This is a genomic window from Robiginitalea insularis, assembly GCF_052497835.1.
In genome coordinates, this window is the sequence record NZ_CP199296.1 from 3,052,021 (window position 1) to 3,076,362 (window position 24,342).

Genomic DNA, 24,342 nt, shown 5'->3' on the forward strand with positions numbered 1-24,342 from the left:
CCTAATAATTGAGAAAGTGTACTTTCGAAATCCAAATAAATAAGGTCCTTGGAAATTTTAGTGCTGATTATTTCGATTTTATCCATTTTATTTACGTTTATGGGTCTTCTCAGACGCCAGGAATGGTGGATCCGTATCTTTGATTTTCCCAGGGTGCAGGTTGCAGTCTTGCTAGTGGTATCCCTGGGCTTTTCGCTAAGCGGGCTGCCGGACTGGCGGTTTTGGGACTACCTTCTGGCAGCGGTACTGTTGCTGGCTCTGGGATATCAGCTTTACAAAATCTTTCCCTACACCCCTTTCAGCAAGAGGCAGGTCCCTGCGGCAGATACTCAGGATCCGGAAAGAGTGCTATCCATAATGGTAAGTAATGTCCTAATGACCAATAAAAAGACCGGTAAACTATTGGCTCTGGCAGAAAAGATGCGGCCCGACCTGCTACTAACCCTGGAAACAAATTCCTGGTGGGAAGATCAGTTAAGACCACTCGAAGAAGCTTATCCGCATACGATAAAAGTACCAATGGACAATCTGTACGGGATGCACCTTTATTCAAAGCTTCCCATTAAAGAACATTCTGTGAACTACCTGATTACGGAGGGCATTCCGTCCATTGACGCCCAGATCCGGCTCCGGTGCGGGAAAGACGTAAGGCTTTTTTGCCTGCATCCGGAACCACCCAGCCCTACTGAAAGTGAGACCTCCACCCCCAGGGATGCAGAATTGTTAATGGTCGGGAAAAAAGTCAGCAACTCTTCCGAACCCATCCTGATATGCGGCGACCTCAATGATGTGGCCTGGTCTAATACGACCCGTTTGTTTCAAAAGATCAGCGGGTTGCGGGACCCCCGGGTGGGCAGGGGATTTTTCAATACCTTCCATACCCGCTACCCTTTTTTTCGCTGGCCTCTGGACCATATTTTCCTCTCCGAACATTTTAAGTTGATTCGTTACAAGCGATTACCGCATATTGGTTCCGATCACTTCCCGATCTTTACGGCAATATATTTCAGTGAAACCGTTGCTAAGGCAGAGCACTTGCCTGAAGCAGAGGCTGAGGATCACAAAAGGGCAACAAAAAAAATTAAAAAGGCAGATCCTTTGCGAGAGATGCTGTGATATCAAAAATGGGTCGCCTGTACCTATAAAAAAAGCCGCTCCTTTCAGAAGCGGCTTTTTATTTATCTCAGATTAATTATTTGATCTGGAGCAACTCCAGTTCAAAAATCAAATCCTGCCCGGCCAGCGGGTGGTTTGCATCAACAACGATGCTGTCTTCATTTACCTGGGCCACGCGTAACTGGCGTTCGGTCCCGTCTTCATTGCGGGCAACCAGCCCCATCCCTACTTCGGGCTTGATCGTATCGGGCAATTGTTCCTTTTCAATTTTATGGAAAAGTTCTTTCTGTACCTCTCCATAGGCTTCTTCTTTAGGAATGGTGATTGTTTTTTTCTCATTGACTTCCATGTCAACCAATCCCTTTTCAAAGCCCGGGATCAGTTGTCCCTGCCCCAATTGTACTTCCAGCGGTTCACGCTCCAGGGAACTGTCAAATACTTCACCATTGGTCAGCTTTCCTGTATAGTGAACCTTCACCATATCATTTGCTTTTACTTTACTCATACTTCTAAATTTCTAATTTTTAATCGTTTGCAAAGGTAAGGGCTTTACTATGGTTAGCGGCATAAAACCGCGATTTTCTGGAAGGATTGACAAAATCTTAAGATTTATTACGGGTAAAGGGGACAAAACGTACTTTCATCAGGTTTTTTTGACGGAATTTGCCCTTTTTCTTCTCGACCAGCACCAGATTACGTACCCCACGGTGCGGCCCTAGAGGGATCAGCATCCGGCCTCCCTCGGCCAGTTGCTGCAATAAGGGCTCAGGAATTTCTTCCGCCCCGGCTGTCACCATTATGGCATCAAAAGGAGCCTGCTCGGGCCATCCGGCATAACCATCTCCTATTCGAACCTGGATATTATTGTACCCCATCTTTAAAAGACGCTCCTGTGCGGCTTTCCCAAGAGAAGGCACAATTTCGATTGTATAAACGTCCCGGGCAATGGCAGCTAGTACAGCAGCCTGATATCCGGATCCTGTGCCAATTTCCAAGACTTTTTCATCGCCGTTTAACTTTAGTGCCTGTGTCATAAAAGCCACTATATAGGGTTGGGAAATGGTTTGCCCCTCCCCTATGGATAAAGGGCCGTCTTCATATGCGAAAAGCTGTTTGTTTTTTGGCACAAAAAGGTGCCTGGGGATGGACTCCATAGCATTTAGGACGGCTTCCTGCCGGATATCCCTGGCTTTGAGCTGCTCTCGCACCATTTGAGCCCGCAAGGCAGCAAAGTCAGGTTCCTGGGCTTTTAAACAGGCAAGACCCAGAAATAAAAACATATGCTTCAAAAATCCCCTTATCCTATCCGGTTTCATTTTTAAAATATAGTAGCTTAAAAAAGCGAATGTGCATCATCTAAAGATAAAATAATCAATCTATTAGACCAACCAAATCATTTGTTAACCCGAGGGTTAAAGAGGTATTGGTAATCCATTCGAACTTATAACAGATTCATTAACGAAAAAACTTATCTTTAAACACTGACCAACTAACTCAGATGAATTTCATAGCGCAAAGCGGGATCTCCCTCCTCCTGTTTCTAACCTGTGCCTTTGCCTTAGGGCAGTCCGGCCCCCGAAAAGACTCAGTAGTAATTAAGCCAACCTACCAGGCAGCCAGCCTTTCGGAAGACCCTGTTGTAGACGGTGAAATTCTCAATGACCCGGTTTGGCAGGGGATTCCTGCCATAGAAGATCTCATACAACTGCGTCCCAATTATGGAGAGGCGGTTTCTGAAAAAACCAGTATTCGGGTTGCCGTAAGCCAGGGGACGTTCTATGTGGCGGTTGTCTGCTACGATTCGGATCCTGAGAATATTGTTGTTTCGGATTCCAGGAGGGATGCAGACCTGAATGACGAAGACAGCTTCCTTTTTATTATCGACACCTACAATGACAATCAGAATGGCTTTCTTTTTGGCACCAATGCACAGGGCATGGAATACGATGCCCAGATCAACAATGAAGGAAAGGGAAATTTCAATGCCAACCGCCAGCAGGGCGGGGTCATAGGGGGGACAAATATCAACTGGGATGCCACCTGGAAGGTAAGCACCCAAATTGGAGACTACGGCTGGAGTGCAGAATTTGCCATTCCGCTGCGTTCGCTTCGTTTTGCTGCCGGAACCAACCGTACCTGGGGGATGAATTTCCGGCGGAATATCAGCAAGAATACCGAAACGGCCTTCTGGACCTCCCTCCCGCTCGGCTTCGATATGAAGCGGTTATCCCTTGCGGGAAAACTGACGGGCTTAAACCTGCAAAATCCGGGGAATTTAAAACTCATCCCCTATGTGCTCGGGCAGGTAGTAAATGACCAGGCGGTATCCCCTTCAGAAACCGATACCAATTTTGAATTCGGGGCAGACATTAAATACAGTATTACCCCCAGCCTGACCCTGGACCTTACCTATAATACTGACTTTGCCCAGGTGGAGGTAGACGACCAGCAAGTGAACCTGGATCGCTTCAATCTCTTTTTCCCTGAAAAAAGGGCCTTCTTCCTTGAAAATGCCGGGCAATTCGGCGTAGGTAGTCCGGGGGAAGTGGATCTGTTTTTCAGCCGAAGGATAGGATTAGGGACAGACGGGAGCATTGTTCCGATCATTGGCGGAGCCCGGGTTTCCGGGAAAGTCGGGCAGACCAATGTAGGGCTTCTGAGTATGTTTACAGAAGACGTGGCCGAAGCCGGAATTGAGGAGAATAATTTTACGGTGGCCAGGGTAAACCACAATTTTCCGGGCAGCCGCTCCTCCCTGGGTGGGATTTTTACCAGCCGGGCGGGTCTCGGGGCTCTGGAAGATAACTACAACCGGGTGTATGCGATTGACGGGAAATGGGGGATTGGAAATAAGGCTGAAGTAACCGGATTTATTGCGAAAAGCACCACTCCGGGGGTTGAGGAAAATGATCATGCTTTTAAGATTTTGGGCAATTACAATTGGGATGGATGGAATTTGAATGCCGGGTACACTGAAGTTGGAGAAGGATTTAATCCGGAAGTTGGTTTTTTACAGCGAACCGCTTTCCGTAAACCGGAACTCCTGATTTTTAAGGCCCACAGATTTAAAAATGCCCGTAAAATGTTCGAGATCCGCCCACACCTCTCCTACAGGGGTTACTGGAACTTTGACGATGAACTTATTACCAGTTTCCTGCATGTGGATAACCACTGGGTCTGGCGTAGCGGTTTTGAGATCCATACCGGGATTAATTTTACCACCGAAAGGGTGCTGACCCCTTTTAATATTTCCAGGGTGACTGTACCTGTAGGGAATTATGTAAATGAAGAATTACAACTGGTGCTGATCACCAACCCCAACAACGCTTTTTCATTAAGTTCCAGGACCTTTATCGGAGGCTATTTCAACGGGAACCGGATCACCAATAGTGGTACTGCCAATTATCGTCTCGGAGATAAATTTGTTTCCTCCCTTACCTTCAGCCACAGCGATATAAAACTGGATACGGGTAACGTAACGGCTTTTGTAAGCGGGTTGCGACTGGCGTATTCCTTTACGCCCCGTATTTTTCTGCAAAGCCTGATCCAGCGAAACAATGTCTCCAATGTTACCTCCGTGAATGCCCGCTTCGGATGGCTTCAGAATGCCAATACGGGTTTATTTGTAGTACTGAATATTGTAAGGGATGACGACCTGATCGACAATCTGGACAATCAGGTGTTTACAGTGAAATACACCCACCGTTTTGATATCCTGAATTAAACCTGCTCCTGTCCCCGCCCCCTGAATCTGGAGAGTCCAACCAACTTTTTTCGCGTATTGATAAAGTAAACCCCGGTGAGAAGGATTCCGGCGGCCATCAAAGACTGCAGGGTAATTTGCTCATCGAGAAAATACCACCCCAGCAGCATGGCCACTATTGGGTTTACATAGGTGTTTGTTGCAACTTTTTCAGGTGACACCGTTTTCAGAAGGAAATTAAAGGAAGTAAAGGCTACAATGCTGCCAAAAATCACCAACAATAACATGGCCCAGTGCGTGTTGGCAGACCAGTCCAGGGGGGACACCCAGGGTTCCCCGAAAATTACGCTCATCAGCCCCAGTAAAATTCCCCCTGTAAGCATCTGATAACCGGTATTCACCAGATAGTTTCGGGGGAGGTCGGCTCGGCCCACGAATAAACTGCCGTAGGCCCAGGCAAGCATGGCCGAAAATATCATCAAAATGCCCGTAAAGGAGTTTTCCAGCCGAACCACTTCCTTTTGAGCGATCAGCAAATAAATCCCTATTATACCCAGCACTATCCCGACTAACGACATGGGCTGAATTTTTTTACCCTGCAGCATCCACATCATCAGGAGGATTATCAGGGGCTGGGCCGAAATAACCAGGGCCGCAAAATTACTGTCTACATAGCGCAGCGCCCATACCACTACCCCATTGCCAAAACTCAGGAAAAGAAAACCGGCAATGATGGTATTGAGCAGTTGCCGCCAGCTTATCTTAAGGGGTTTCCCCATTGCCATGGCAATTCCAAAGATCAGGATACTGGCTGTGGTAAAACGGATTCCGGCCAGTAAAAATGGAGGCAATTCTGTGACCGCTATTTTATTGAGCAGGTAGGTAGAACCCCAGATCACATAAATCGCGAAGAAGGCGCCGATAACCAGTGGCAGTTTGGGTTCTGAATCCATTCGGTTGAAATTATGAAGCAATATTACGCTTTCCTCCTGATTTATAATACAGTAACGGAATTAATTGAGGCCACTATAAATATCCGGCGACCATAAAGCCCAGGTAAGTCCCCAGGGCATTTCCAAAAGAACCAATTATAATGGCCGGAAGAATGAGTTCATCCCTTTTAAAATTTTTTGCCAGGGCCATGGCCGTGGTACCTCCGCCAACATTGGCCTGGGAAGCGATTGCTGCCAATTCCCACCCATAGCCCGCGAGGTAACTAAAGCCGAACACAATAAGGCCGTGTACCACAACCGTAATCAGAACAAAGAGGAGTAACAAAACGGCCAGTTGCCCGGCAGAAGCCAGGGCACCTATATCGCAAAAAGCCCCTACCACTGCCAGAAACAAATAGATAGCCCAGCTGCCCAGGAACATATTCCCTTTCAATCTGTGCAGTGCGGGAATCTGTGCCAATAAAAGGGCGAGGGTCGTAAGGGTGATCATAAAGGGGATTTTAAGTCCGAGGGCTGTTTCCAGTAATTCAGTCAGCCAGGAGGCCAGTAAAAGACCCCCGCCACTGAGGGCGACCCAGAAGGAAAGATTTCCAATGTCGAGCTGAGCCCTTTCATCATCCTGTGTAACTTTCACAGCGGATTCAGCGCCATCGGGCGCCGCCAACTTTTTATATGGCAAAATACGCTGCAGGAGTACCGGCAGGGTTATGGTAACAAAAAACCAGATGGTAGTAAGCACATTGTCTGCAGCTACTGCAGCTGTATACAGCAGTCCGTTATCCATAACTTCGTAATGCAGGGCCACTGCGTTAAAATTGATACTTCCACCGGTATAGGTACCGGTGAACATCCCGGCCAGGGCATTGTACATTCCTTGGAATAAGGGACCATCCGAAACAATCTGGCTCGCAATGAAAACCCCGGCAACAGTCCCAAGGCTGCCTACCACAAAAAGTAATAAAATGGGGACTCCGGTTTTTTTGAGTTGCATTAGATTCACATCCAACAGGAGCAGGAAAAGAGCGGCCGGGGCAACTATCTCAAAAATAGTATCGTATACCGGGTTCGCTGCGCTTGGGATCAACCCTGAGTTTGAAAATAAGGCTCCCACCAGAATCACCATCAGGGCAATGCCAAAGGCTTTAAAAAAGGGCCTGTTACTAATCCAGTGGGATAAAAGCAGAATCAGGGCCAGGGCAGAAACGATATAGAGCGGGCTTTCAATAATTTCCATATGCTTTTTTACAGGTCAAAAGATAGCATTTATACACCGATTGCCTTTTATGCAGTAAACAGAAATAAAAAAACCACGCCCAAGGCGTGGTTTTCAGCTTATTTTGAATCTTTAATCTTTTAAAGACTGCATATCTATAACGAAGCGGTATTTCACATCCGAAGCTACGACCCTGTCATAAGCCTCATTGATGTCCTGCATCTTAATAAGCTCAATATCCGAAACGATATTATGCTCACCGCAGAAATCCAGCATTTCCTGGGTTTCCGCTATCCCGCCGATAAGGGAACCGGCTATGCGTTTCCTTCCCATGATGATATTTGCGCCGTGAAAGGGTTTCAGGGGTTCCACCGCTCCTACCAGTACCATGGTCGCATCTATTTTCAAAAGGGAAATATAGGGATCCATCTCATGGCCTACCGGGATGGTATTCAGTATAAAATCAAAACTGTTGGCCTGAGCCTGCATATCTTTCTCGTCAGTGGAGAGCAATACTTCGTCCGCTCCCAGGCTGCGAGCATCCGCTGCCTTATCGGGCGAACGGGTGATCATTACCACGTGTGCGCCCATCGCGCTGGCAAATTTTATTCCCATGTGCCCGAGGCCGCCTAAACCGACTACCCCGACCTTGTCTCCCTTACCCACCTTCCAGTGTTTCAATGGAGACCAGGTGGTTATGCCCGCACACAGAAGCGGAGCCGCTCCTTTTTCATCTATATTTTCTGGCACCTTAAGTACAAATTCTTCCTTTACAACCACATGGGTGGAATAGCCGCCATAGGTCTGGCTACCCAGGTGCGGGTCCGGGCTGTTATAGGTAAAGGTACATCCCTTTTCACAGAACTGTTCCAACTCCTGTTTACAGGGGTCGCACTCCTGGCAGGAATCTACCATACACCCCACGCCCACTAAATCTCCGACTTTGAAACGGCTTACTTTGCTTCCGACCTCCCGTACCCTTCCGATGATTTCGTGTCCGGGGACAACAGGGTAGGTGGAATTATGCCATTCGTTACGCGCAGTATGTATATCGCTGTGACATACCCCGCAATAGGTGATTTCAATATGTACATCTTCTTCATTGGGCTCGCGACGTTGTATGTCCAGCGCCTGCAGGGGTTTGTCTGCTGCCTTTGTTCCGTATGCTTTTACGGTTTGACTCATAGTGTTTTTTGATTTTTAAATTAAGGTTACGCTCAGGGAAATGTCAGTGTCCAGCAGCTTGGAAATAGGACAGATCTCCTTGGCTTTTCCGGCAATCTTTTCAAATTCGCCGGCATCGATTCCCGGAACTTTCCCGGAAAGATCTAATTGTATATGGGTGATCGCCCCGTCTTCAAATGTAAGGGTGGCTTCTGCGTCCAGGGTATCTGGCGTATATCCGGCTTCCCCGAGTAAAAAACTAAGCTGCATGGCAAAACATCCCGAATGGGCAGCCCCAACAAGTTCTTCGGGGTTAGTACCTTTTCCGTCAGCAAAACGGGTATTAAACGAATATTGAGTGTTTTCGAGAACTTTACTGGCGGTTGTGAGGGTCCCTCCCCCTTCTTTGCCACTCCCCTTCCATTGTGCGGATGCTTTTCTTGTAAATTTCATTTTCTGTTTTTTTAAGATTTTGAATAATTATCGAAATAAATACTGTTTGAAGCCAACTGGTTTGGTTGCACGGGCTACCTGAAAACACCAACTGAGAGGATATCCCAAATGGCCTTATACAGGGTAAATCCAAAGCAGTAAACTACTAAAAGATATTCAAGTAATCAAGCAGGTTGTGGTTAAGATTGACTTAATTATATAAGATGCGGTACTATATCCTGAAATTATGTAATGTTTAACGTTATATATAATTATTTAAACAAATATTAAGAACAGTGCCTGCTTGCGTTCCTTACCTTTAAATCGAAATAAATATTCACATCTTAAACCTAAAAAAGGACTATGAAAATTTTAAAAACATCAATGACCCTTGCTTTGGCAGGAATGCTATCCCTGGCCTGTGCACAGGAAAAAAAGAAAAGTGCTGACGATGCGGCTGCAGATATGGCTGAACAATCAGAAATGGCAACAGAAGCTGTAACAGAAGCACCACCTACTATTGCCGGGGTAGCCAGTGGAAATGAAGCTTTCTCCACCCTGGTTGCTGCACTTGGAGCTGCAGATCTGGTAGCTACCCTGGACGGGGAAGGACCTTTTACTGTATTTGCCCCTACCAATGATGCTTTCGGAAAATTACCCGAAGGAACAGTAGAAACCCTGCTGAAGCCTGAAAACAAAGGAACTCTTACAGGTATCCTGACCTATCATGTTATATCCGGAAAATATATGGCCGCAGACGTTGTAAAGGCAATTCAGGATAATAACAATGCTTTCCCGGTTGAAACCGTACAAGGTGGCAGCATTACCCTAAGCCTGAAAGACGGATCAGTAATCCTGACTGATGTCGCTGGAAATACCTCCAACGTAACAATGACAGATGTAGAAGCCTCCAACGGGGTAATCCACGTTATTGATACAGTGGTAATGCCGGAATAATCTTCGGTTCCCATCAATAAAAAAACCGCCTGAACAGGCGGTTTTTCTTTTTCAATGCAATTTTAAAAATATTATACTTCCAGGCGACCTTTAAGTCGCTTTTCTACTTTGCGTTTAATTTCGGTCAAACGTTTCATAACCTCCATCAGCTGCTGATCGCGGTTATTCTTGTAGACCTCATTGATTTCCAATATGAGCTGCTTTAAATCACGACTGGCCTGGACACGGTCACTTGTTGTGATTCCCGACCATTTGCGATTTTCAAAATCAGAAGCTCGCTGCAATAAATCCATCGTTTTAATTAAGCTAAATTAAACTTCAGTTTATAAAGGAGTAAAAAGTTAGGTCCCTTCTCCCCTTTGCCCCCAAGTTACTATTTCCCTATTTCCTGTTATTTATAATTAACAAAAGTTTAGACAAAATTCAGTTCAAAGATGCTATTAAGGCTTTTACGGCCAATTCCCCGCTCTGCATGGCAGCATTCAGGGATGGATAGAGCAAATAATCCCCTGCCTGGAATACTCCTTCCTGTACTTTGAGTCGTTCGGTTGGCAGGTTCATTACAGGAAGGCCGGTTACCGGCAGCGCTTTCTCAATGTGGTAGTGTTTTAGGAAACGAATAACGGAAATCCCCAACTCTTTTAACTCTTGCTGAACAGCAGCAGCCAGTTCTTCAGTGGTGAACTTATGTGGCCTGATCACTGTAACCGATAGCAATTCATGCGGGCCTTTTTGGGCTGGCTGCAGGGCTGTTGGGTAATGTATGGTGTTGATAAGCCTATCTTCCGCTGGAACCAGGCTGATACATGGCTCCGGATACGACCTGTCTTTAGTTTCAAAATATAAGGTATCACAGGAATGCCATTTTACAGGAGATCCTTCATTTACCTCAAGGGGGCCATCTGTGGCGATCAGAATACCTTCTGCCGGGATGGTTTCCCCTGAATGTAGCATTACCCGACCGGTCTCGACTCCTTTGACCTTTGTCCCAAAACGAATCTCAGTTCGTTGCAAGCCCCCTGCCAGTTGCCTGGGAATCGCTTCCATCCCTCCCTCGGGGATACTGGCATAACCTGCCGCAAACATATGGTATACGAAGCGGAACATGCGTGCATCGGTCTGTAATTCGGGTTCCAGAAATATCCCCCCAAAAAACGGCTTAAAGAATTGCTTTATGATTTTCCCACTAAAACCGAGGTCCCTCAGATAAGCCAATGTGGTTTGAGGAGGGCTTTCGAATAACTCCCGGACCTCCAGCCCCAAAAGTGCGCGCTGCAGGCGAAATACTTTCCATTTATCCTTCAGGCTGCCCGCCGCTGAAAACAGGGTTGGGAGCAAAAAACTACTGTCTCTCAAAGCGTCCCCAAGCCGGCTGCTGCCACCTCTGCCCAAAATCCGTGCTCCGGGTTTAAAAGCCTGTAGGTTCAGAGCTCCGTAATCCAGATATTTTTGTGCCATCGGATAGGCGGTCAGCAGTACCTGAAAGCCACGGTCCAGTAAATACCCCTCTTTAAGGTCCGTCTTAACACGGCCCCCAACCCGCTCAGATGCCTCCAGTATTAAGGGGTCAAAACCGTTTTGCTCGGCCACGGTGGCTGCAATCAGACCGCTTATTCCCGCTCCTACTATAACTATTTTTTGTTTCTTCATTTGCTAAATTTACGATGCCCCCGGGCAACTTTTAAAATGGTTTTATAAAAGGAAAAGCCGATCATATTTGGCTCCGCAGACCTCTCAATGCATATAACTTCCGGCATTGATGTCTATGGTAGTACCGGTCGCATGATCCATCATACCACTGCAAATGAAGGCTGCCAGTGGGGCAATATGTTCCGGTAAGGTTAACTCGTTCAGGGCTAATTCCTTTAGAACCCGGGCCTCCCCATGTGTTTTCATAAATGAAGCCGCCATTTCGGTTTTCGTAAAACCCGGAGCAATAGTAAAGGCGGTAACCCCCATCTTACCGTAGGATCTTGCAACACTGCGGGCCAGGGAAGTCAGCCCACCTTTGGAGGCCGCATACGCCAGGTACTCCTCTGTCTCACCCCTGAAGGCAGCCCTGCTTCCTATGTACAGGAATCTACCTCCTTTATGCTGTTTAAAATGCTCAAGCCCCAACCGGGTCAGCAGGCCAGCGGCATTCAGGTTAATATTCAGGGTTTTTTTCCAGATCTCCCACCATTGGTCGAGTTCCATGGAAAGAGGATGAGGAATAAAGACGCCGGCATTCAAAACTATACTATCTAATTTTCCCAGTGCGGTAAGACTTTCTTTAAACAATCTTTTAATTTCTTCTGACTCTTCCATATTTGCCTGTAAAGCAATGGATTGGGTCTTTGGAAAACTCGCTGCCAGTTCATATGCGGCTTCTTGCCCTGAATTATAATGTACCACAACCCTCGCCTGTTGCCGCATCAATTCCCCGGCAATGGCTGCTCCGATCCCCCGGGAGGCTCCGGTAACCAAAATGCACTTTCCTTTTAAACTCATACTGTTCTTTTTTTCAAAATAAGCCCTTTTTGGTGAATTCACAATCTGAACGAAGGACATAAAAAAAGAGGCCCGTTTTGCGGGCCTCTTAAGAATTATTGTACGGGGTAAACTATTTCCGTTGCCTTATAGCGAAATATTTTCTTTAGCGCCATTGGGATAGGTCAACTGAGCCATATCATCACAGCTTCCATCTCCGAAGTCAACTTCAATCTCAAGGCCATTCTTACTCAGGTCCATAATCCCGCTAAGCAGGTAGGCACATTCAAAATTGCCATTCAAGGGCTCAAGGATGGTTACGGAATAGGTATTCTCCCCTACTTGCAGCATCCAGTTACCGGTAATGCTAAAGCTGATATCGGCAAGGGTTTCACCAAAAGTAAGGGTAAGGGTTTTGGTCCCGCTTTCTATAATCGTACTCTGGTCTTCCAAAGTAACGGTCATTTCGCTGTTTACCGTCAGGGCAATACTGTTTTGTGATTCGCCCATTTCCAGGGTATAGGTACGGGTACCATTCAATTCGATTGCACCCACAAAGAATCCGTCAAAAGTAGCTGTATAAGAGGCTACATCCGGGTTAGTGCTATAGGTAACCACCAGTGTCCCATTGACGTTTTCCGTTCCATTGAGCACACAGTTTGCGAAAGTTGCTGTAAAACCGGTCTCCGAATAAACCACCTGGTAACATTCATTAGCCGCACTTTTCCCTGATGCGCCGCTGCCGTTCTGGTAAATTTCGGCCAGAGCTGTATCGGCTACCGCTGTCCATTGGTCTGTTTCCAGAACCGTTTGCAGTTCCTGCTGCGTAAGCTGGTCTTCAACAGCTATTTCCTGTTCGTCGGCATCCGTACTACAGCTCTGAAGCAGGCATGTCAGCAGGGAACCGACCATCAGGCCGGCAATTAAATATCGCTTGATTGTTTCCATAGAATGAATGATTGAAATTTATCCCTTAAACGAAACAATTGACGCTTTAGTGCGGCTGCACCCATTAAATCGATCAACAGCACCTCCTGAAGGGCAGATGACTAGAAAACCTCCTGAATTTATTAATCTTCCGGAAAGAGGGAGGCGTCTATTTTGGGGAGCAAGCGCATGGCATTTTTGTAATAAACTTTCTTAAGTACAGTATCGGGAAGGTCCAAACCGTACATGGACCAAAAGGCATGGTATTTTTTATAGTATGGAAAATATTCGTCTGCCGTCTCCAAAACCCTGAAATAGGTAGGAAATTCCGAAGGGTTCCAGGCATCTTTCCCAAAAAGGATACGATCCTGGTATTTTATAAAGAATGCTTTTGCCATCCTGGGTTGTCGCCCCAATTCTGCTATTATCGCTCCGATACCCACATTCATATTGGGCATTTCGTCCATTAGTTCGGATAGGCGACCCAGGTTGTTCGCGTACCATCCCATATGGGCATTTATAAAATTAGTTTTCGGATGTTTCCTGAACATCCTGTGCTGTTCGTCTATAATCTGCTGCCATGGAGCCGGATCTGTATCAGTACGTTTGCGACGCGGGCGGGTCTTTAACTCCAACCACCGCTCATTATTGGCATCCATAGGGTCCCAGAAAGATTTTGGGTCTGCAGAATGAATCAGGACCGGAATATTCAGTTCCGCACATTTTGCCCATATGGGGTCCAGACGGGGGTCGTCTACTGCTATGCGATTCCCGTCAACATCCCTGTTGCGCAAGCCCAGGCTTTTATAGATTTTGAGCCCAGAGGCTCCGTTTTTTACATCTTCTTCCAGCTGGGCAGCTGCTTTCTGGCCCCATCCCGGACTTCCTACCCCACTGAAGTCCACATTGGCAAACACCACAAAACGATTCGGATAATGTGCATTAACATTTTCGACAGCAGCTTTCAGGTTGTCCCCGGAACCCCCGCTGAGGTTCACCATTACTGCAAGGTTAAGGCTATCCATAGCCCGTACCAATACGGACAGTTCCTGAGAAGGCATCCTGAATTGATGACTATGGATGTCCACAAAAGGGAATTTAGCCCGCTTTACGGGATGTTCCGGCACCACCAAAGTGCTTTTCGGATTGTACTGCTCAAAACCCATTTCCTGTCCGTAAAGGCTTAAGCCTGGCGGGAAGGCAGTAAGTAAAAAAGTAATCAGTATGTATTTTTTCATAATTATAATGCTAATTAGTCTATCCCTGCAATTCGTTTGAGTTCGCCATAGGCTTCCGGGGTATCCATATCCCTGCCGGCATCTCCGGCCCGCAGTAAAACCAGCTCCCCCGGATTGCAATTGCGCATCAGGGCCTTTGCGCCACCGCCGGGCTTCAGTTTTATTAATTCGTTAAAGTACCTTCTGGGAAACAGGGCAGGTACGCCAGGGCCTTCAGTATATTCAGTGGCAATAATACTTTCTGGGTTTTCGCGAAACTTATGTATCATCCTTTTGAGATACATCGTATTTACAAGCGGTTGATCGGCCAGTAAGACCAATAATCCTTCTGAATCCGGGTAGTCTTGCTTCATACAAAGAACCCCCTGGCTGATACTGCTTCCCATGCCTTTTGCCCAATTGGTATTATGGCAGAGTACAGCAGATCCGGGTGGTAATTCCTGCGCAATTTCCTGTTGACTAGCCCCGCTTACCACTATAAGTTGTTCAAGGCCGGCTTTTTTTACCTGACCCAGCAGGTGGCGCAATACACTCTGCTTACCCCAGGGAAGCAGTGCTTTTGGGCTGCCCATCCTGCTCGAGGCTCCGGCTGCAAGAATAACGCAGGAGATTGCAGTATTCATCATGAATGTATGGCTGTTGATTTCTCTTTCAGGGAAACCGGTTGGACTGATCTGAAGACGGCCAGAATTTCAGCCAATATGGAAACTCCTATTTCCTGAGGGCCTTCAGCCCCAAGATCAATCCCTGCCGGGCCGTATATTTTATCGAAGAATTCCCCGGGAACTTCCGGCATCCTTTCCAGTAATTCATTCAAAAGACGTTCCCGTCGGTTTGCTGGGCCCAGGATTCCAAGGTAGGAGGGCAAGGTGCTGCTCAGTCTCAGTAAATATTTGAGGTCCTTCACATAGCTATGGGTCATCAGCACAACAGCTGTTTGTTCATCTACCATACTTACGTCTGCAGTTTCGGGAATGACGGGTAAAAACAAGTCAGCTGCCGGAAATTTATCGGCAGCCTGGGCTTCATCTGCTGCAACAACAACTAAAACCTCCCATCCCATACTGGCAGACAGGGAAGACAAGACCACGGCGTCGTGTTCGCCCCCGAAAAGTGCAATCCGCATTCTGGGTTTGTAGGTTTGCCTGAACACCTTCAGGTCTGCATCCTTTTTCTCGGCATCTGTTCTATCCTCCTTTTTACCATCGAGAAGAAATAGGGTTTTCATGCCTGTTCTACTCCCTGTTTTAGTATTGTAATAAGTATGTAGTTCAAAGGGTTTGCGGGCGCTTATTTGCTCTTCAAAATCCCGAAGCAGTTTCTCTTCGGGTCTAAAGGGTTCAATTAAAATGTATAATATACCCTCGCATCCCAACCGATACCGGCCATCATAAGTCATCATTTTGGGAGTACCCGTTTGAAAAACCTCGGCAGCCTGCCGAAAGACTTCTTTTTCCACACAACCACCACTTACCGCACCGTAGGTGCCCCCGTTTTCCAACAAAAGCATGCGGACCCCCGGACGGCGATAGGAAGACCCTTCAAGTTCCACCACAGTTGCCATTACGGTTTTGACTCCTGAGGCCTCTGCTTTTTTATACGCCTCTACTATATGTATCAGTTCATGTGTCACAAGAAATTTGTTTTAAAAGGGATGAAGGGTAGTTTGCAGCCGGGCGGGTATTCTTTATCGGAAGGTTCCAGTTGCACAAAACCATGGGCCCTTGAGAGGCTTAAAAAATCTCCCGATCCATTCATAGGAACCGGATACCCCTTTAACATTCCCTGCTCCGGCTCAATTCGGAGCAGTTTAAAATGAGTCAGGTCGGACGAATTGACCGTTTCCTGCCCCATTTCCACCATAGTTTTTTTTGTTTGTATCCCCATTCCGGCCCGTAACCAATTCCTAAAATACAAATGATAATTCAGAAATGTGGAAACCGGGTTCCCGGGAAAGGAAAATACAGTAGTCTTCCACTCCGGGTGAATTCCGAACCAAAAGGGTTTCCCGGGGCGCTGTGCTACTTTATGGAAGGCCTTTTCTACCCCTAAATTTCCCAATACCTCTGGTAAATAATCAAATTTACCCATGGACACACCGCCGCTGAGCATCAGAACATCTGCCCTTTCGAGTGCGCTTCTAAGTTGTTTCTCAATGGTCTCAGGATGGTCGGGTAAATGTATTTTTTCTGCGACAATTCCCTCTTTATCAAGGGCCGCGGACAGGGCGTAAATATTCGATTTCCGGATCTGATGTGGCTCGGGTACCTGCTCAGGTTCTACCAGCTCATCCCCAGTTGAAACCAGAATCACTTTTGGCCGCCTGTGTACCAGCAGCTTGCTCTTACCCACCGAGGCCAAAATAGAAATTTCTGCCGGGCTGATTTGGGTGTTAAGCGGAATCAACACGCTATCTTTCAGTGCATCAGTACCCTTGCCATGAATGTTTTTACCCGCCTGAACAGGTTTGTCCAGAGCGGCTATCCCCCCGTTTATACTGATATCCTCATATCTGATAACGGTGTCCGCCCCATTGGGAAGTACTGCCCCGGTCATCACCTCAAAACACTGATCCGTTTTTGGTAAATTCTGAACCGCTTCCCCTGCCCTGGCGATCCCCGAAACCTTAAAACGTTTCAGGCCCATTTTTAAAGCGTCCGAATGAATAGCGATACCATCCATGGTGACCCTGTCAAACGGAGGAAGGTCCCGATCTGCAAAAATCTCCTCAGCCAGATACAGGCCAACTGCTTCCTCCAATGGAAGCAGTTCGGTTCCAAAGCTACGGGAATGCCTTATTACTAAATTGTAAGCTTCTGCAAAAGGTGTCAAACCATACTGTTTTTTCGGGCGATCCTGCCCTTATTCACATTAAGCCTATCAAAGTAGGGCTTTTAATTCCTTCATCCCTCCCCGTATCCAGCTGAAAACTGTTTTCGGGTATAGCGGGCTCAATTCCCGGTAGGCCTGATAACTGCGTTTTCCGGATTGACAGATCAGGTATACCTGTTCCGTCTTATCCAAATCCGGCAGCGATTCCTTTAATTTCCCCAGGGGAATGCTTATAGCATCCGGGTGATGGCCTGCCTCGTATTCCCAGGGTTCACGGACGTCTATCAGCAGACTTTGGACTGCGGCTTTTTTTTGGGCTGCAAAACTACTGACCTCAATAGCGCCGGGAAGTTCACACCCAGTCTCACTGCCGTAAGTACTGGATTTCAAATCAGGTCGGGTCAATTTTATGTTTTTATTAAAGGATAGCTGATATATATTTTGAATCAACCCATTGTAAATCATTAGGTTGCCACTAAGGACACCCTCCATATCGCACAAAACCTTAATTGCCTCCAGCACCTGTAAATTACCAATGATACCCGGAAGGATCCCCAGGGTTCCCAGGGTGTTGCAATCGGGGATTTCATTTTCAGCAGGCATCTCGGGATACAAGCATCTGTAAGTTGGCCCGCCGCAGTAATTAAAGACGCTTATTTGCCCTTCATAGGCATGCAGGGCCCCATATACCCACGGGATATTGCAGATAACACTGGCATCGTCAATCAGATATCTAGTAGACAGGTTATCTGTGGCATCTATAACCAGGTCGTAATCCGCAAAAACACTGGTTGCATTCCCGGGATGCAGAAAAGTGTCGTAAACTATAATTTGCGTCTCAGGATTTTGTTTGTTCAAAAAAGCGGAAAGTACTTTAACCTTCTGTTTGCCGACATCCGATGGGGTGTAAAGGGGTTGCCGGTGCAGATTGGAAGTTTCGACAAGATCACCGTCCATAATCCCTATGGCCCCTACCCCCATTGCATTGAGGTACTGACAAACCGGAACGCCAAGCCCGCCGGCCCCTACTACCAAAACCCGGGCTTTACCCAGTCTGTCCTGGCCATCTTCCCCAAATCCCTTTAACCGTATCTGCCGGTCATATCGGTTCATATACTATTTAATTTGGCAAGTAGTTTCTGGTGCTCATCAGGCTCGTTGGCATTGGCCACCCACAAGTCATCTTCAGGATGAACCAAAGTGGTTTCAACGTTTAGCAGGAATTTTCTGGGGCAACTGCTTTCCGCAGTTTTCATGTAAATTTCTGCCTGCCTCAGGCCGTGAGGTTCCCATATGGCAGCAAGGGGTTCGGGTAGTCCTGTTTTGCGCGTGGCAAAAGCGGTTGCCATTGCTTTTTTGTTGCGCCTTTCCATTAAGTAATTCAAAACCTTTTCATTCACCAGGGGCAGATCGCAGGCAACCACCAGCCAGGCAGCTTCAGGAAATTGGTGGTGTGCGGATAACAATCCGTTTAAAGGCCCCCTGTAAACATTCTCATCCACAATATACCTGAATTTACCGGGGATTTCTGCTTGCTGCTCCGGACGGATACTCATAAAAACAGCATCACAAATATTTTGCAACTGTTCATATAAAAATTCCCTCTGGGGTTTATTGTGATATTGCAACAAGCCCTTATCCGTGCCCATGCGTGTACTACGCCCACCAGCCAGGACCAGTCCGTAGATTTCCATATTCTTATTCATGCTGTGTCCTTTGATTTTATTATTCTTAACCGCCAATAGAGGTCATGGAACTGCCAAATATGGAGCCGAAACGCTCCTGGGCTTCAAAGCCATCCCTGGCCCGGGAACGGACAGCGCTGATTAATTCTTCCTGTACAAAGGTTTCGTCCAGTCCGGAACGCAATAGTCTTCGCAGGTTCGTTACGGGTTTTCCATACAAACAGGTAATGACATCTCCGGTTGCCGTGATCCTCAGGCGATTGCAGCTTCCGCAGAAAGTACGGCTGAATGAGGGAATGATCCCGAAGGACCCTTCATGGCCCTGAACCTTGTAATTTACAGAGGTAGAAGTAAGGGGAGCCGGAAGTTTTTCAAAACCCGGATACTCCTCACGGATATGGTCTAAAATCCTTTTATGGTTCCATTTGAGCTTTCTGAAGTTCCGGCTACCTCCATTAAAGGGCATTTCCTCCAGAAAACGAACCCGGACCGGATAGGCTTTCTGAAACTCCATCATATGATAGATATCTCCTTCATTTTGTCCTTCGAGCACTATAAAATTGACCCGTACATCCATCTTAGAGTCAATCAGTCGCATCAGGTTCTCGTGAACCGTTTCAAAGTAATCCCGACGTGTGATGCGGGCAAAGGTCTCGGGTTGTATGGCGTCCAGGCTCACATTTATGCTGTTAACACCATAATCCTCGAGCTGTTTTATGTAAGGCCCTATAAGTGTGGCGTTGGTGGTTATAGACAACTCTCTCAGTCCTTCCTGCTTTGCCAAATGTTCCAGCAATTGCATCAGGTTTTTGCGAACAAATGGTTCTCCCCCCGTAAGCCTGATTTTATCCACCCCCTGCCCGATCAGGATATCACACAACCGCTTCATTTCCGATATGCTCAACAGGTCATTTCTTTTTGAAAAGGCAATTCCCTCTTCAGGCATACAATAATTACACCTCAGATTACAGCGGTCCGTTACCGCAAGGCGTACGTAATTAATGACTCTATCGTGATTATCTATCAGCATACTGTAATTTCCGTATTCTTCTTAGCCGCCGCTTACCGGGGGAATCAGGGCTATTTCATCCGATCCCTTAATCGACTCTTTATCTGTGGCGTATTGTTGGTTTACCGCTACGGCGAGGGAGCTTAAATCATTCAGCTCCGGATATTCCTTTTTCAGTTGCGCCTTAAGCTCACCAACCGTATTCAGGCCTTTAGAATCCTTTTCCGCTATCATCAGGCTGCCCTCGCCAATAATGTCCCTGGTGATTCCAAATAGCAATATTTTCATTTTTTATCAACTTATAAGTTATGGCTGCGAGGGTATTCCCATACTTCCATAACTTCAGGTATGGATTTTAATGATTAAAATTGAGCAAACTCGCTTTGAACTTTAAAGGTATCAAAAAAAATATTCAGGGCCTTCCCTTTAACATTATGTTGAAAATAGTCTCATTTGACTAGATTTGCAGCGTTAAAACCAGTGTCCAAAAGAATTTTACACCCCTCAAATACTAGGATAGTCAATTATCCGTTCTCAGAGAAATTATCACTATATGAAAATGCAAAGGCTTACCCGAATTTTACTTCAATTTTTATTTTTAATCCTCTTTATTTCCTGTGGGAATTCAGACGATGACGTTCGTTTTGATCTCAATGGCCAGGGAGACCTTGGTATAGGGACCCCTGTGGATGACTGTCTGGACCTGGGAACAAATGAATTGCTCCTCGCCATTCAGGACCAGTATACAACCCTACCGGGAAAAGTGTCGATTTTTTTCCGGGTATCGGATGACCTGGGCAATCCTGTTGCAGGCTTGACTGCGGATCAGTTTACGATTTACGAACAGGGACGCAATGACGACTGCTTCAACACCATTTCCGCTTCGGAATCCCAGGCGCGCATCTCCCCGAATTCCCAGATCTTTCAAAACCATACACTGTTGGTCCTGGACCTGAGTAATAGTGTATTAAGCAGTAGCCTGAATGAACTGAAGTCTGCTTCCAGTAGTTTTGTCAACAATGTAATGCCGGCAACCGAGACAGAATCCTTTAAAATGGCCATCTACTGGTTTGACGGGGAAGATGTGCTGCATGTACTGAACCCCCTGACCACTTCTAAGGCCGAGTTATTGGCAGCCATTGAAGGGATACAGGCCGATATCAGTAACGATCCCTCAACTGACCTTTACGGGGCAGTTATTAAGGCATCCGACATTGCAGAAGATTTGGTGGACGAAAGCCTTCAGAACGAAACCATTGGGGCTGCCTCTGTAGTGATCTTTACAGATGGGACTGACCAGGCCTCCCGCTATCCCGAACAGGCTGCCCTCGATAAGGTGGAAGATGCAGACAGCAATATTTCCTATTTCACCATTGGCCTGGGTGCAGAGATCGACAGCCAGATCCTGGAGGAAATCGGAAAGACATTCAGCGTTTTTGCAGGTAATAAGGAAGAACTGGAAACTACCTTTAATCAGCTTTCGCAAAAAGTATCAGAAAGGGCCAATAGCTATTACCTCTTTGAATACTGTAGCCCTAAAAGGGATGGCAGCGGGGAAAATAACCTGGCCATACAGGTACAGTCCGGAAATCGCCAGGGCGCCGTACAGACCAAATTCAATGCTACCGGATTTACAGGCGGCTGTCAGTAAACCAACAAAACACATTTGCATTAAGCCGGTATTTGTACCGGCTTTTTTTATGCCTAATCGGTATATGCGGGCCATTGGCCGGATAAATCCCGTAACACATCCCGAACAGGCCTCCCGAAGTAGGGTTTTTGGCCATAACCTTGTTTTAGAAGTATACAACCCGCCTTTACATCCTGAAAACGAAAACTAAGAATCATTAAATACGCAACATCATGGATGTAATCAATCAAATTATTCAGCAAAGTCCCATAGGGGCTTTCTCAAACGCAGTACGTAAAATTATTCTGACCGTATTTTTGGCCATTGTTTTAACCCTGTTAAGCATGTTAACTGCCCTGCTCCTGAATGGACAGCAAATTCACATCAGCTTCGGGTACTAAATAATGGGGCCAGCCTCCTTATCTGAAAATCATACTGTTCTTCCCTTCTCCCTGCTTTGATGGCATATGATAGAGAAAACCGTTGATAACCGCATAAACGGGTTCTGAATCCTTCCACAAGACAAAGGTTGGATTGTCCCCAACATGGAATTGCTCCTCCGGCGCCTTGAAGGATTTAGTAACCAGGTTCAGGGGAAAGGGAGAATAGCTGAGGTCATTTGGGATCTTCTCCAATGGGATATAGGTGTATCCCTGTCCCAGCAGCTCCCAGAAATCCAGCTGTTTTACTGCTTCGGTGTTCGCCAGCACCTCCGGATAAACCTTCCCGGGCTCCAGACGGTATTCCCCTGCCTGCAGGGTCTCATATCCATAATAGGTAGATAAATCTCCCATATCGATGATACGGCTGCTGTTCCAGTAGCTGTTGTGTCCTTCCAGGTCCACCTCCGGTCGTTGAATGCCAATATCGATCACGTATTCCTTGCCCAAAAGGGGATAGTTTACCTTCTCGATCTTCAGGTCAAATAGTTTCCTGTCGTTTTCGGGAATAGCCTCATAGGCTTGCAGGCTGATCTCCCTGTAATCGCCCCGCGCTATGGTATAGATGGCTGAAAGGATGGAGGTGTAATTTAATTTGCGAATTTCCTGCTTTTCCACATCTTCCGGATATCCTCCGGATTCGATCAAAATGGCTGAGGTTCCCCATTTCTGGATATTGTCACCGAAAGCGCGCGGCTCAAAATCATCGTTGTACTTCCCCACCTGCCCGGGGGCGTAATTTTGGATAATCCCGTTCATATAGGCTATTACACGCATGGCGTTGGCCCTTACTTCGTTTATGTCCTTTTCGTAATTGTAAGCCGGTGCCAGATAAGAAATTGTGGCGGGTTTGTCGGTTCGTTCTGCATTGTAATAAGTACTTTGATCGTGCAGGTTAAATCCGAACTCCGCTTGCAGGCTGTCACGAACCTTTTTGAGGGTTTGTCCTTCGGGAGATTGCAGGCGCAAGGCATCTCTGTTGATGTCAATCCCGAGCGTATTTCTTCTGCGAAACAACTCTGCCCCGTCCGGGTTGAGCATAGGCAGGAAATGCAACCGAACCGAATCCAGGATGGCCTGTTTTTCATCCTGGAAGTCTTCCGAGGCAAAGAAATTGAGGAGGTCGAAAATGGCCTGGGTAGCCGTAGGCTCATCCCCGTGCATCTGAGACCAGAGAAAAACATCTGTTTCACCCCTGCCCAGGCTTATTAACCTGAGAGCACGGCCCTCAATGGAACTACCAACCTTGTGTACCTCAAATCCCTCAAGCGAAGCGAAGCGGTCGATAAGCGGCTGCAACTCCGTATGCTTGATCCGCCTTTTTCCCAGGGCAGCTTCCCTGTAATTTTCATAACTCTGGTAAAATCTAGCACTAAAATCCTCTTCCTGCCCGTAAGCCCCGGTCAGAAACAATAAACAGATGGAAATGCTAATAAAAAATTTCATAATTCAGTGGTTTTTGCCGGTGCTGTACCCAAATTCAGGTCACGCAGAGCGCTCCGGAGTTTTTGCATGAAATCCGTTCCCGGATCAGATTTTTCGGTTCTGTAAGCACTGTCCCGTTCCTTCCAGAGGGGGTGGCCTTCAAACCGCGTATATTCATAATGTCCAATAAGGAAGCGTATGGGATATTTTCCGTTTAATTCCCGGATCAGCCATTCGTTTGCCTTTAATTGTTCTCTTGTTAGCGGGGTACCAGGAGTCCCTCCCACGTTTTCGATCCCGATGGCACAGTGGTTTAAGCCAATCACATGCCGGGCCATAAGGGTATCCGGCATCAGCTTATATATAGTACCGTCCCTGTCAATCAGGTAGTGGGCGGATACATTCAGGGCCCCGGCAGCTGTGATATCACCACGACTGTTGGGAAGCCTCGGATCTTTAAAGGCATCAAAGGAAGCCTTCAGGGTGGGGATGGCTGTCCAGTGTACCACTATCATCCTGGGTGTAATCCTGGCGTCTTGCTGAACGATCCCATAACGGTCTTTCAAATAAGCCCGGGTAAGTTCCAGTCTTTCTTCATTGAACTCAATTGGGCGCTCAACCATCAGCGGGCCATAGGATTTACAGGAATAGCCTGCTGACAACAAGAGGAGAAGGACTATTCGCCCAATTAAAATGCCTCGCCTGGCTGTAAAACCTTGCACATTCATTCCGTTTCGCTTTTTTGAGGTTTCAGCCCGTAGCTAATGGTTACTTTTTTGCGACCCCATTCCCTTGCTTCCCGGATATCCAAACCCATATAAATATCAATATGCTTCTTAAACCGGGCGTTCATTTTATCTTTTACAAGGTAGGTGCCCTCCATACCGCTGATTTTTACAGGTGTGTCCCTTACGAGGCCAAGTTTTAGGAGGTCCCTCGAAACAGCAATGCACTTCATCCCTGGTCTTAAAGTGTCGCCCCAGGCAGCAATGGAGGGATCATCAGAGGTTTGCCAGCTTACTGAATTATAGGCTGTTGCCGTTACTTCCATTTCGTGCCAGACCAGGGACTCCCCTTTCTTGCCACAGGAAACCAGCAACAAACCGACCGTTAAGGCCCCAATCATATATAAAAAATTTGCCCGCACGG

Annotated in this window: 25 protein-coding genes; 4 read left to right on the top strand and 21 right to left on the bottom strand. The window is 46.9% G+C overall.

Features of this window, described 5'->3' with window-relative positions:
• The first annotated feature begins 48 nt into the window (after positions 1–48).
• Entirely contained in the window at positions 49–1,116 is a 1,068-nt protein-coding gene (locus ACT6NV_RS13755; protein ID WP_445385015.1) for an endonuclease/exonuclease/phosphatase family protein, read from the top strand.
• 76 nt (positions 1,117–1,192) lie between these two features.
• On the opposite strand, the gene ACT6NV_RS13760 is transcribed toward ACT6NV_RS13755, so the two are convergent.
• Both ACT6NV_RS13760 and ACT6NV_RS13765 read right to left on the bottom strand, forming a co-directional pair.
• Positions 1,193–1,621 carry an FKBP-type peptidyl-prolyl cis-trans isomerase gene (locus ACT6NV_RS13760; RefSeq protein ID WP_445382169.1) on the bottom strand — a complete coding sequence of 143 codons (429 nt, stop codon included), beginning with the start codon at positions 1,619–1,621 and terminating at the stop codon, positions 1,193–1,195.
• A gap of 97 nt (positions 1,622–1,718) precedes the next feature.
• Positions 1,719–2,432 carry a protein-L-isoaspartate(D-aspartate) O-methyltransferase gene (locus ACT6NV_RS13765; RefSeq protein WP_445385016.1) on the bottom strand — a complete coding sequence of 238 codons (714 nt, stop codon included), beginning with the start codon at positions 2,430–2,432 and terminating at the stop codon, positions 1,719–1,721.
• A gap of 182 nt (positions 2,433–2,614) precedes the next feature.
• Between ACT6NV_RS13765 and ACT6NV_RS13770 the strand changes: the two genes are divergently transcribed.
• On the top strand, positions 2,615–4,840 hold the full coding sequence (locus tag ACT6NV_RS13770) for a DUF5916 domain-containing protein (protein ID WP_445385017.1): 2,226 nt from the start codon (positions 2,615–2,617) through the stop codon (positions 4,838–4,840).
• Here the strand turns inward: ACT6NV_RS13770 and ACT6NV_RS13775 are convergent.
• From ACT6NV_RS13775 to ACT6NV_RS13790, 4 genes are all read right to left on the bottom strand, one after another.
• On the bottom strand, positions 4,837–5,772 hold the full coding sequence (locus ACT6NV_RS13775; protein WP_445385018.1) for an EamA family transporter: 936 nt from the start codon (positions 5,770–5,772) through the stop codon (positions 4,837–4,839). The genes ACT6NV_RS13770 and ACT6NV_RS13775 overlap by 4 nt on opposite strands.
• A 73-nt stretch (positions 5,773–5,845) precedes the next feature.
• Entirely contained in the window at positions 5,846–7,006 is a 1,161-nt protein-coding gene (locus tag ACT6NV_RS13780; protein WP_445385019.1) for a DUF819 family protein, read from the bottom strand.
• 111 nt (positions 7,007–7,117) lie between these two features.
• Entirely contained in the window at positions 7,118–8,170 is a 1,053-nt protein-coding gene (locus ACT6NV_RS13785) for an NAD(P)-dependent alcohol dehydrogenase (RefSeq protein WP_445385020.1), read from the bottom strand.
• Positions 8,171–8,185: 15 nt separating this feature from the next.
• A complete protein-coding gene (locus ACT6NV_RS13790; RefSeq protein ID WP_445385021.1) occupies positions 8,186–8,602 on the bottom strand; it encodes an OsmC family protein in 417 nt (138 codons plus the stop codon).
• A gap of 342 nt (positions 8,603–8,944) precedes the next feature.
• Here ACT6NV_RS13790 and ACT6NV_RS13795 point away from each other — a divergent pair, with 342 nt between their 5' ends.
• A complete protein-coding gene (locus tag ACT6NV_RS13795) occupies positions 8,945–9,538 on the top strand; it encodes a fasciclin domain-containing protein (RefSeq protein ID WP_445385022.1) in 594 nt (197 codons plus the stop codon).
• Between the two features lie 71 nt (positions 9,539–9,609).
• Here ACT6NV_RS13795 and ACT6NV_RS13800 read toward each other — a convergent pair whose 3' ends face one another.
• From ACT6NV_RS13800 to moaD, 12 genes are all read right to left on the bottom strand, one after another.
• A complete protein-coding gene (locus ACT6NV_RS13800) occupies positions 9,610–9,831 on the bottom strand; it encodes a hypothetical protein (RefSeq protein ID WP_445385023.1) in 222 nt (73 codons plus the stop codon).
• 130 nt (positions 9,832–9,961) lie between these two features.
• On the bottom strand, positions 9,962–11,188 hold the full coding sequence (locus tag ACT6NV_RS13805; RefSeq protein ID WP_445385024.1) for an NAD(P)/FAD-dependent oxidoreductase: 1,227 nt from the start codon (positions 11,186–11,188) through the stop codon (positions 9,962–9,964).
• 84 nt (positions 11,189–11,272) lie between these two features.
• Positions 11,273–12,028, bottom strand: a complete 756-nt coding sequence (locus ACT6NV_RS13810; protein ID WP_445385025.1) for an SDR family NAD(P)-dependent oxidoreductase — start codon at positions 12,026–12,028, stop codon at positions 11,273–11,275.
• Between the two features lie 126 nt (positions 12,029–12,154).
• Positions 12,155–12,955 (bottom strand): hypothetical protein, encoded by an 801-nt coding sequence (locus tag ACT6NV_RS13815; protein ID WP_445385026.1) that lies wholly within the window; start codon positions 12,953–12,955, stop codon positions 12,155–12,157.
• 122 nt (positions 12,956–13,077) lie between these two features.
• Positions 13,078–14,172, bottom strand: coding sequence for an amidohydrolase family protein (locus ACT6NV_RS13820; RefSeq protein WP_445385027.1), 1,095 nt, complete (start codon positions 14,170–14,172; stop codon positions 13,078–13,080).
• A gap of 14 nt (positions 14,173–14,186) precedes the next feature.
• Positions 14,187–14,798 carry a nucleotidyltransferase family protein gene (locus ACT6NV_RS13825; protein ID WP_445385028.1) on the bottom strand — a complete coding sequence of 204 codons (612 nt, stop codon included), beginning with the start codon at positions 14,796–14,798 and terminating at the stop codon, positions 14,187–14,189.
• Positions 14,795–15,805, bottom strand: coding sequence for an XdhC family protein (locus ACT6NV_RS13830; RefSeq protein WP_445385029.1), 1,011 nt, complete (start codon positions 15,803–15,805; stop codon positions 14,795–14,797). Before ACT6NV_RS13830 ends, ACT6NV_RS13825 begins: the two co-directional genes overlap by 4 nt.
• Positions 15,802–17,004 (bottom strand): molybdopterin molybdotransferase MoeA, encoded by a 1,203-nt coding sequence (locus ACT6NV_RS13835; protein ID WP_445385030.1) that lies wholly within the window; start codon positions 17,002–17,004, stop codon positions 15,802–15,804. The genes ACT6NV_RS13830 and ACT6NV_RS13835 overlap by 4 nt, the downstream gene beginning before the upstream one ends.
• A gap of 48 nt (positions 17,005–17,052) precedes the next feature.
• Positions 17,053–18,117 (bottom strand): ThiF family adenylyltransferase, encoded by a 1,065-nt coding sequence (locus tag ACT6NV_RS13840; protein ID WP_445385031.1) that lies wholly within the window; start codon positions 18,115–18,117, stop codon positions 17,053–17,055.
• Complete coding sequence (gene mobA / locus ACT6NV_RS13845) at positions 18,114–18,710, bottom strand: molybdenum cofactor guanylyltransferase (RefSeq protein ID WP_445385032.1); 597 nt, start codon at positions 18,708–18,710, stop codon at positions 18,114–18,116. Before mobA ends, ACT6NV_RS13840 begins: the two co-directional genes overlap by 4 nt.
• Before the next feature lie 25 nt (positions 18,711–18,735).
• Positions 18,736–19,719 (bottom strand): GTP 3',8-cyclase MoaA, encoded by a 984-nt coding sequence (gene moaA / locus ACT6NV_RS13850; protein WP_445385033.1) that lies wholly within the window; start codon positions 19,717–19,719, stop codon positions 18,736–18,738.
• 21 nt (positions 19,720–19,740) lie between these two features.
• Positions 19,741–19,986 (bottom strand): molybdopterin converting factor subunit 1, encoded by a 246-nt coding sequence (moaD, locus tag ACT6NV_RS13855; RefSeq protein ID WP_445385034.1) that lies wholly within the window; start codon positions 19,984–19,986, stop codon positions 19,741–19,743.
• 265 nt (positions 19,987–20,251) lie between these two features.
• Between moaD and ACT6NV_RS13860 the strand changes: the two genes are divergently transcribed.
• The gene (locus tag ACT6NV_RS13860; protein ID WP_445385035.1) at positions 20,252–21,349 is read left to right on the top strand and encodes a vWA domain-containing protein; all 1,098 of its coding nucleotides are present in this window, start codon (positions 20,252–20,254) and stop codon (positions 21,347–21,349) included.
• Between the two features lie 398 nt (positions 21,350–21,747).
• Here the strand turns inward: ACT6NV_RS13860 and ACT6NV_RS13865 are convergent, their stop codons facing one another.
• Genes ACT6NV_RS13865 through ACT6NV_RS13875 form a run of 3 tightly spaced genes read right to left on the bottom strand, consistent with a single transcriptional unit; the run spans position 21,748 to position 24,319 of the window.
• Positions 21,748–23,214 carry a M14 family zinc carboxypeptidase gene (locus ACT6NV_RS13865; protein WP_445385036.1) on the bottom strand — a complete coding sequence of 489 codons (1,467 nt, stop codon included), beginning with the start codon at positions 23,212–23,214 and terminating at the stop codon, positions 21,748–21,750.
• Positions 23,211–23,921, bottom strand: coding sequence for an N-acetylmuramoyl-L-alanine amidase (locus ACT6NV_RS13870; protein ID WP_445385037.1), 711 nt, complete (start codon positions 23,919–23,921; stop codon positions 23,211–23,213). The genes ACT6NV_RS13865 and ACT6NV_RS13870 overlap by 4 nt, the downstream gene beginning before the upstream one ends.
• On the bottom strand, positions 23,918–24,319 hold the full coding sequence (locus ACT6NV_RS13875; protein WP_445385038.1) for a 3D domain-containing protein: 402 nt from the start codon (positions 24,317–24,319) through the stop codon (positions 23,918–23,920). The genes ACT6NV_RS13870 and ACT6NV_RS13875 overlap by 4 nt, the downstream gene beginning before the upstream one ends.
• Positions 24,320–24,342: the final 23 nt, after the last annotated feature.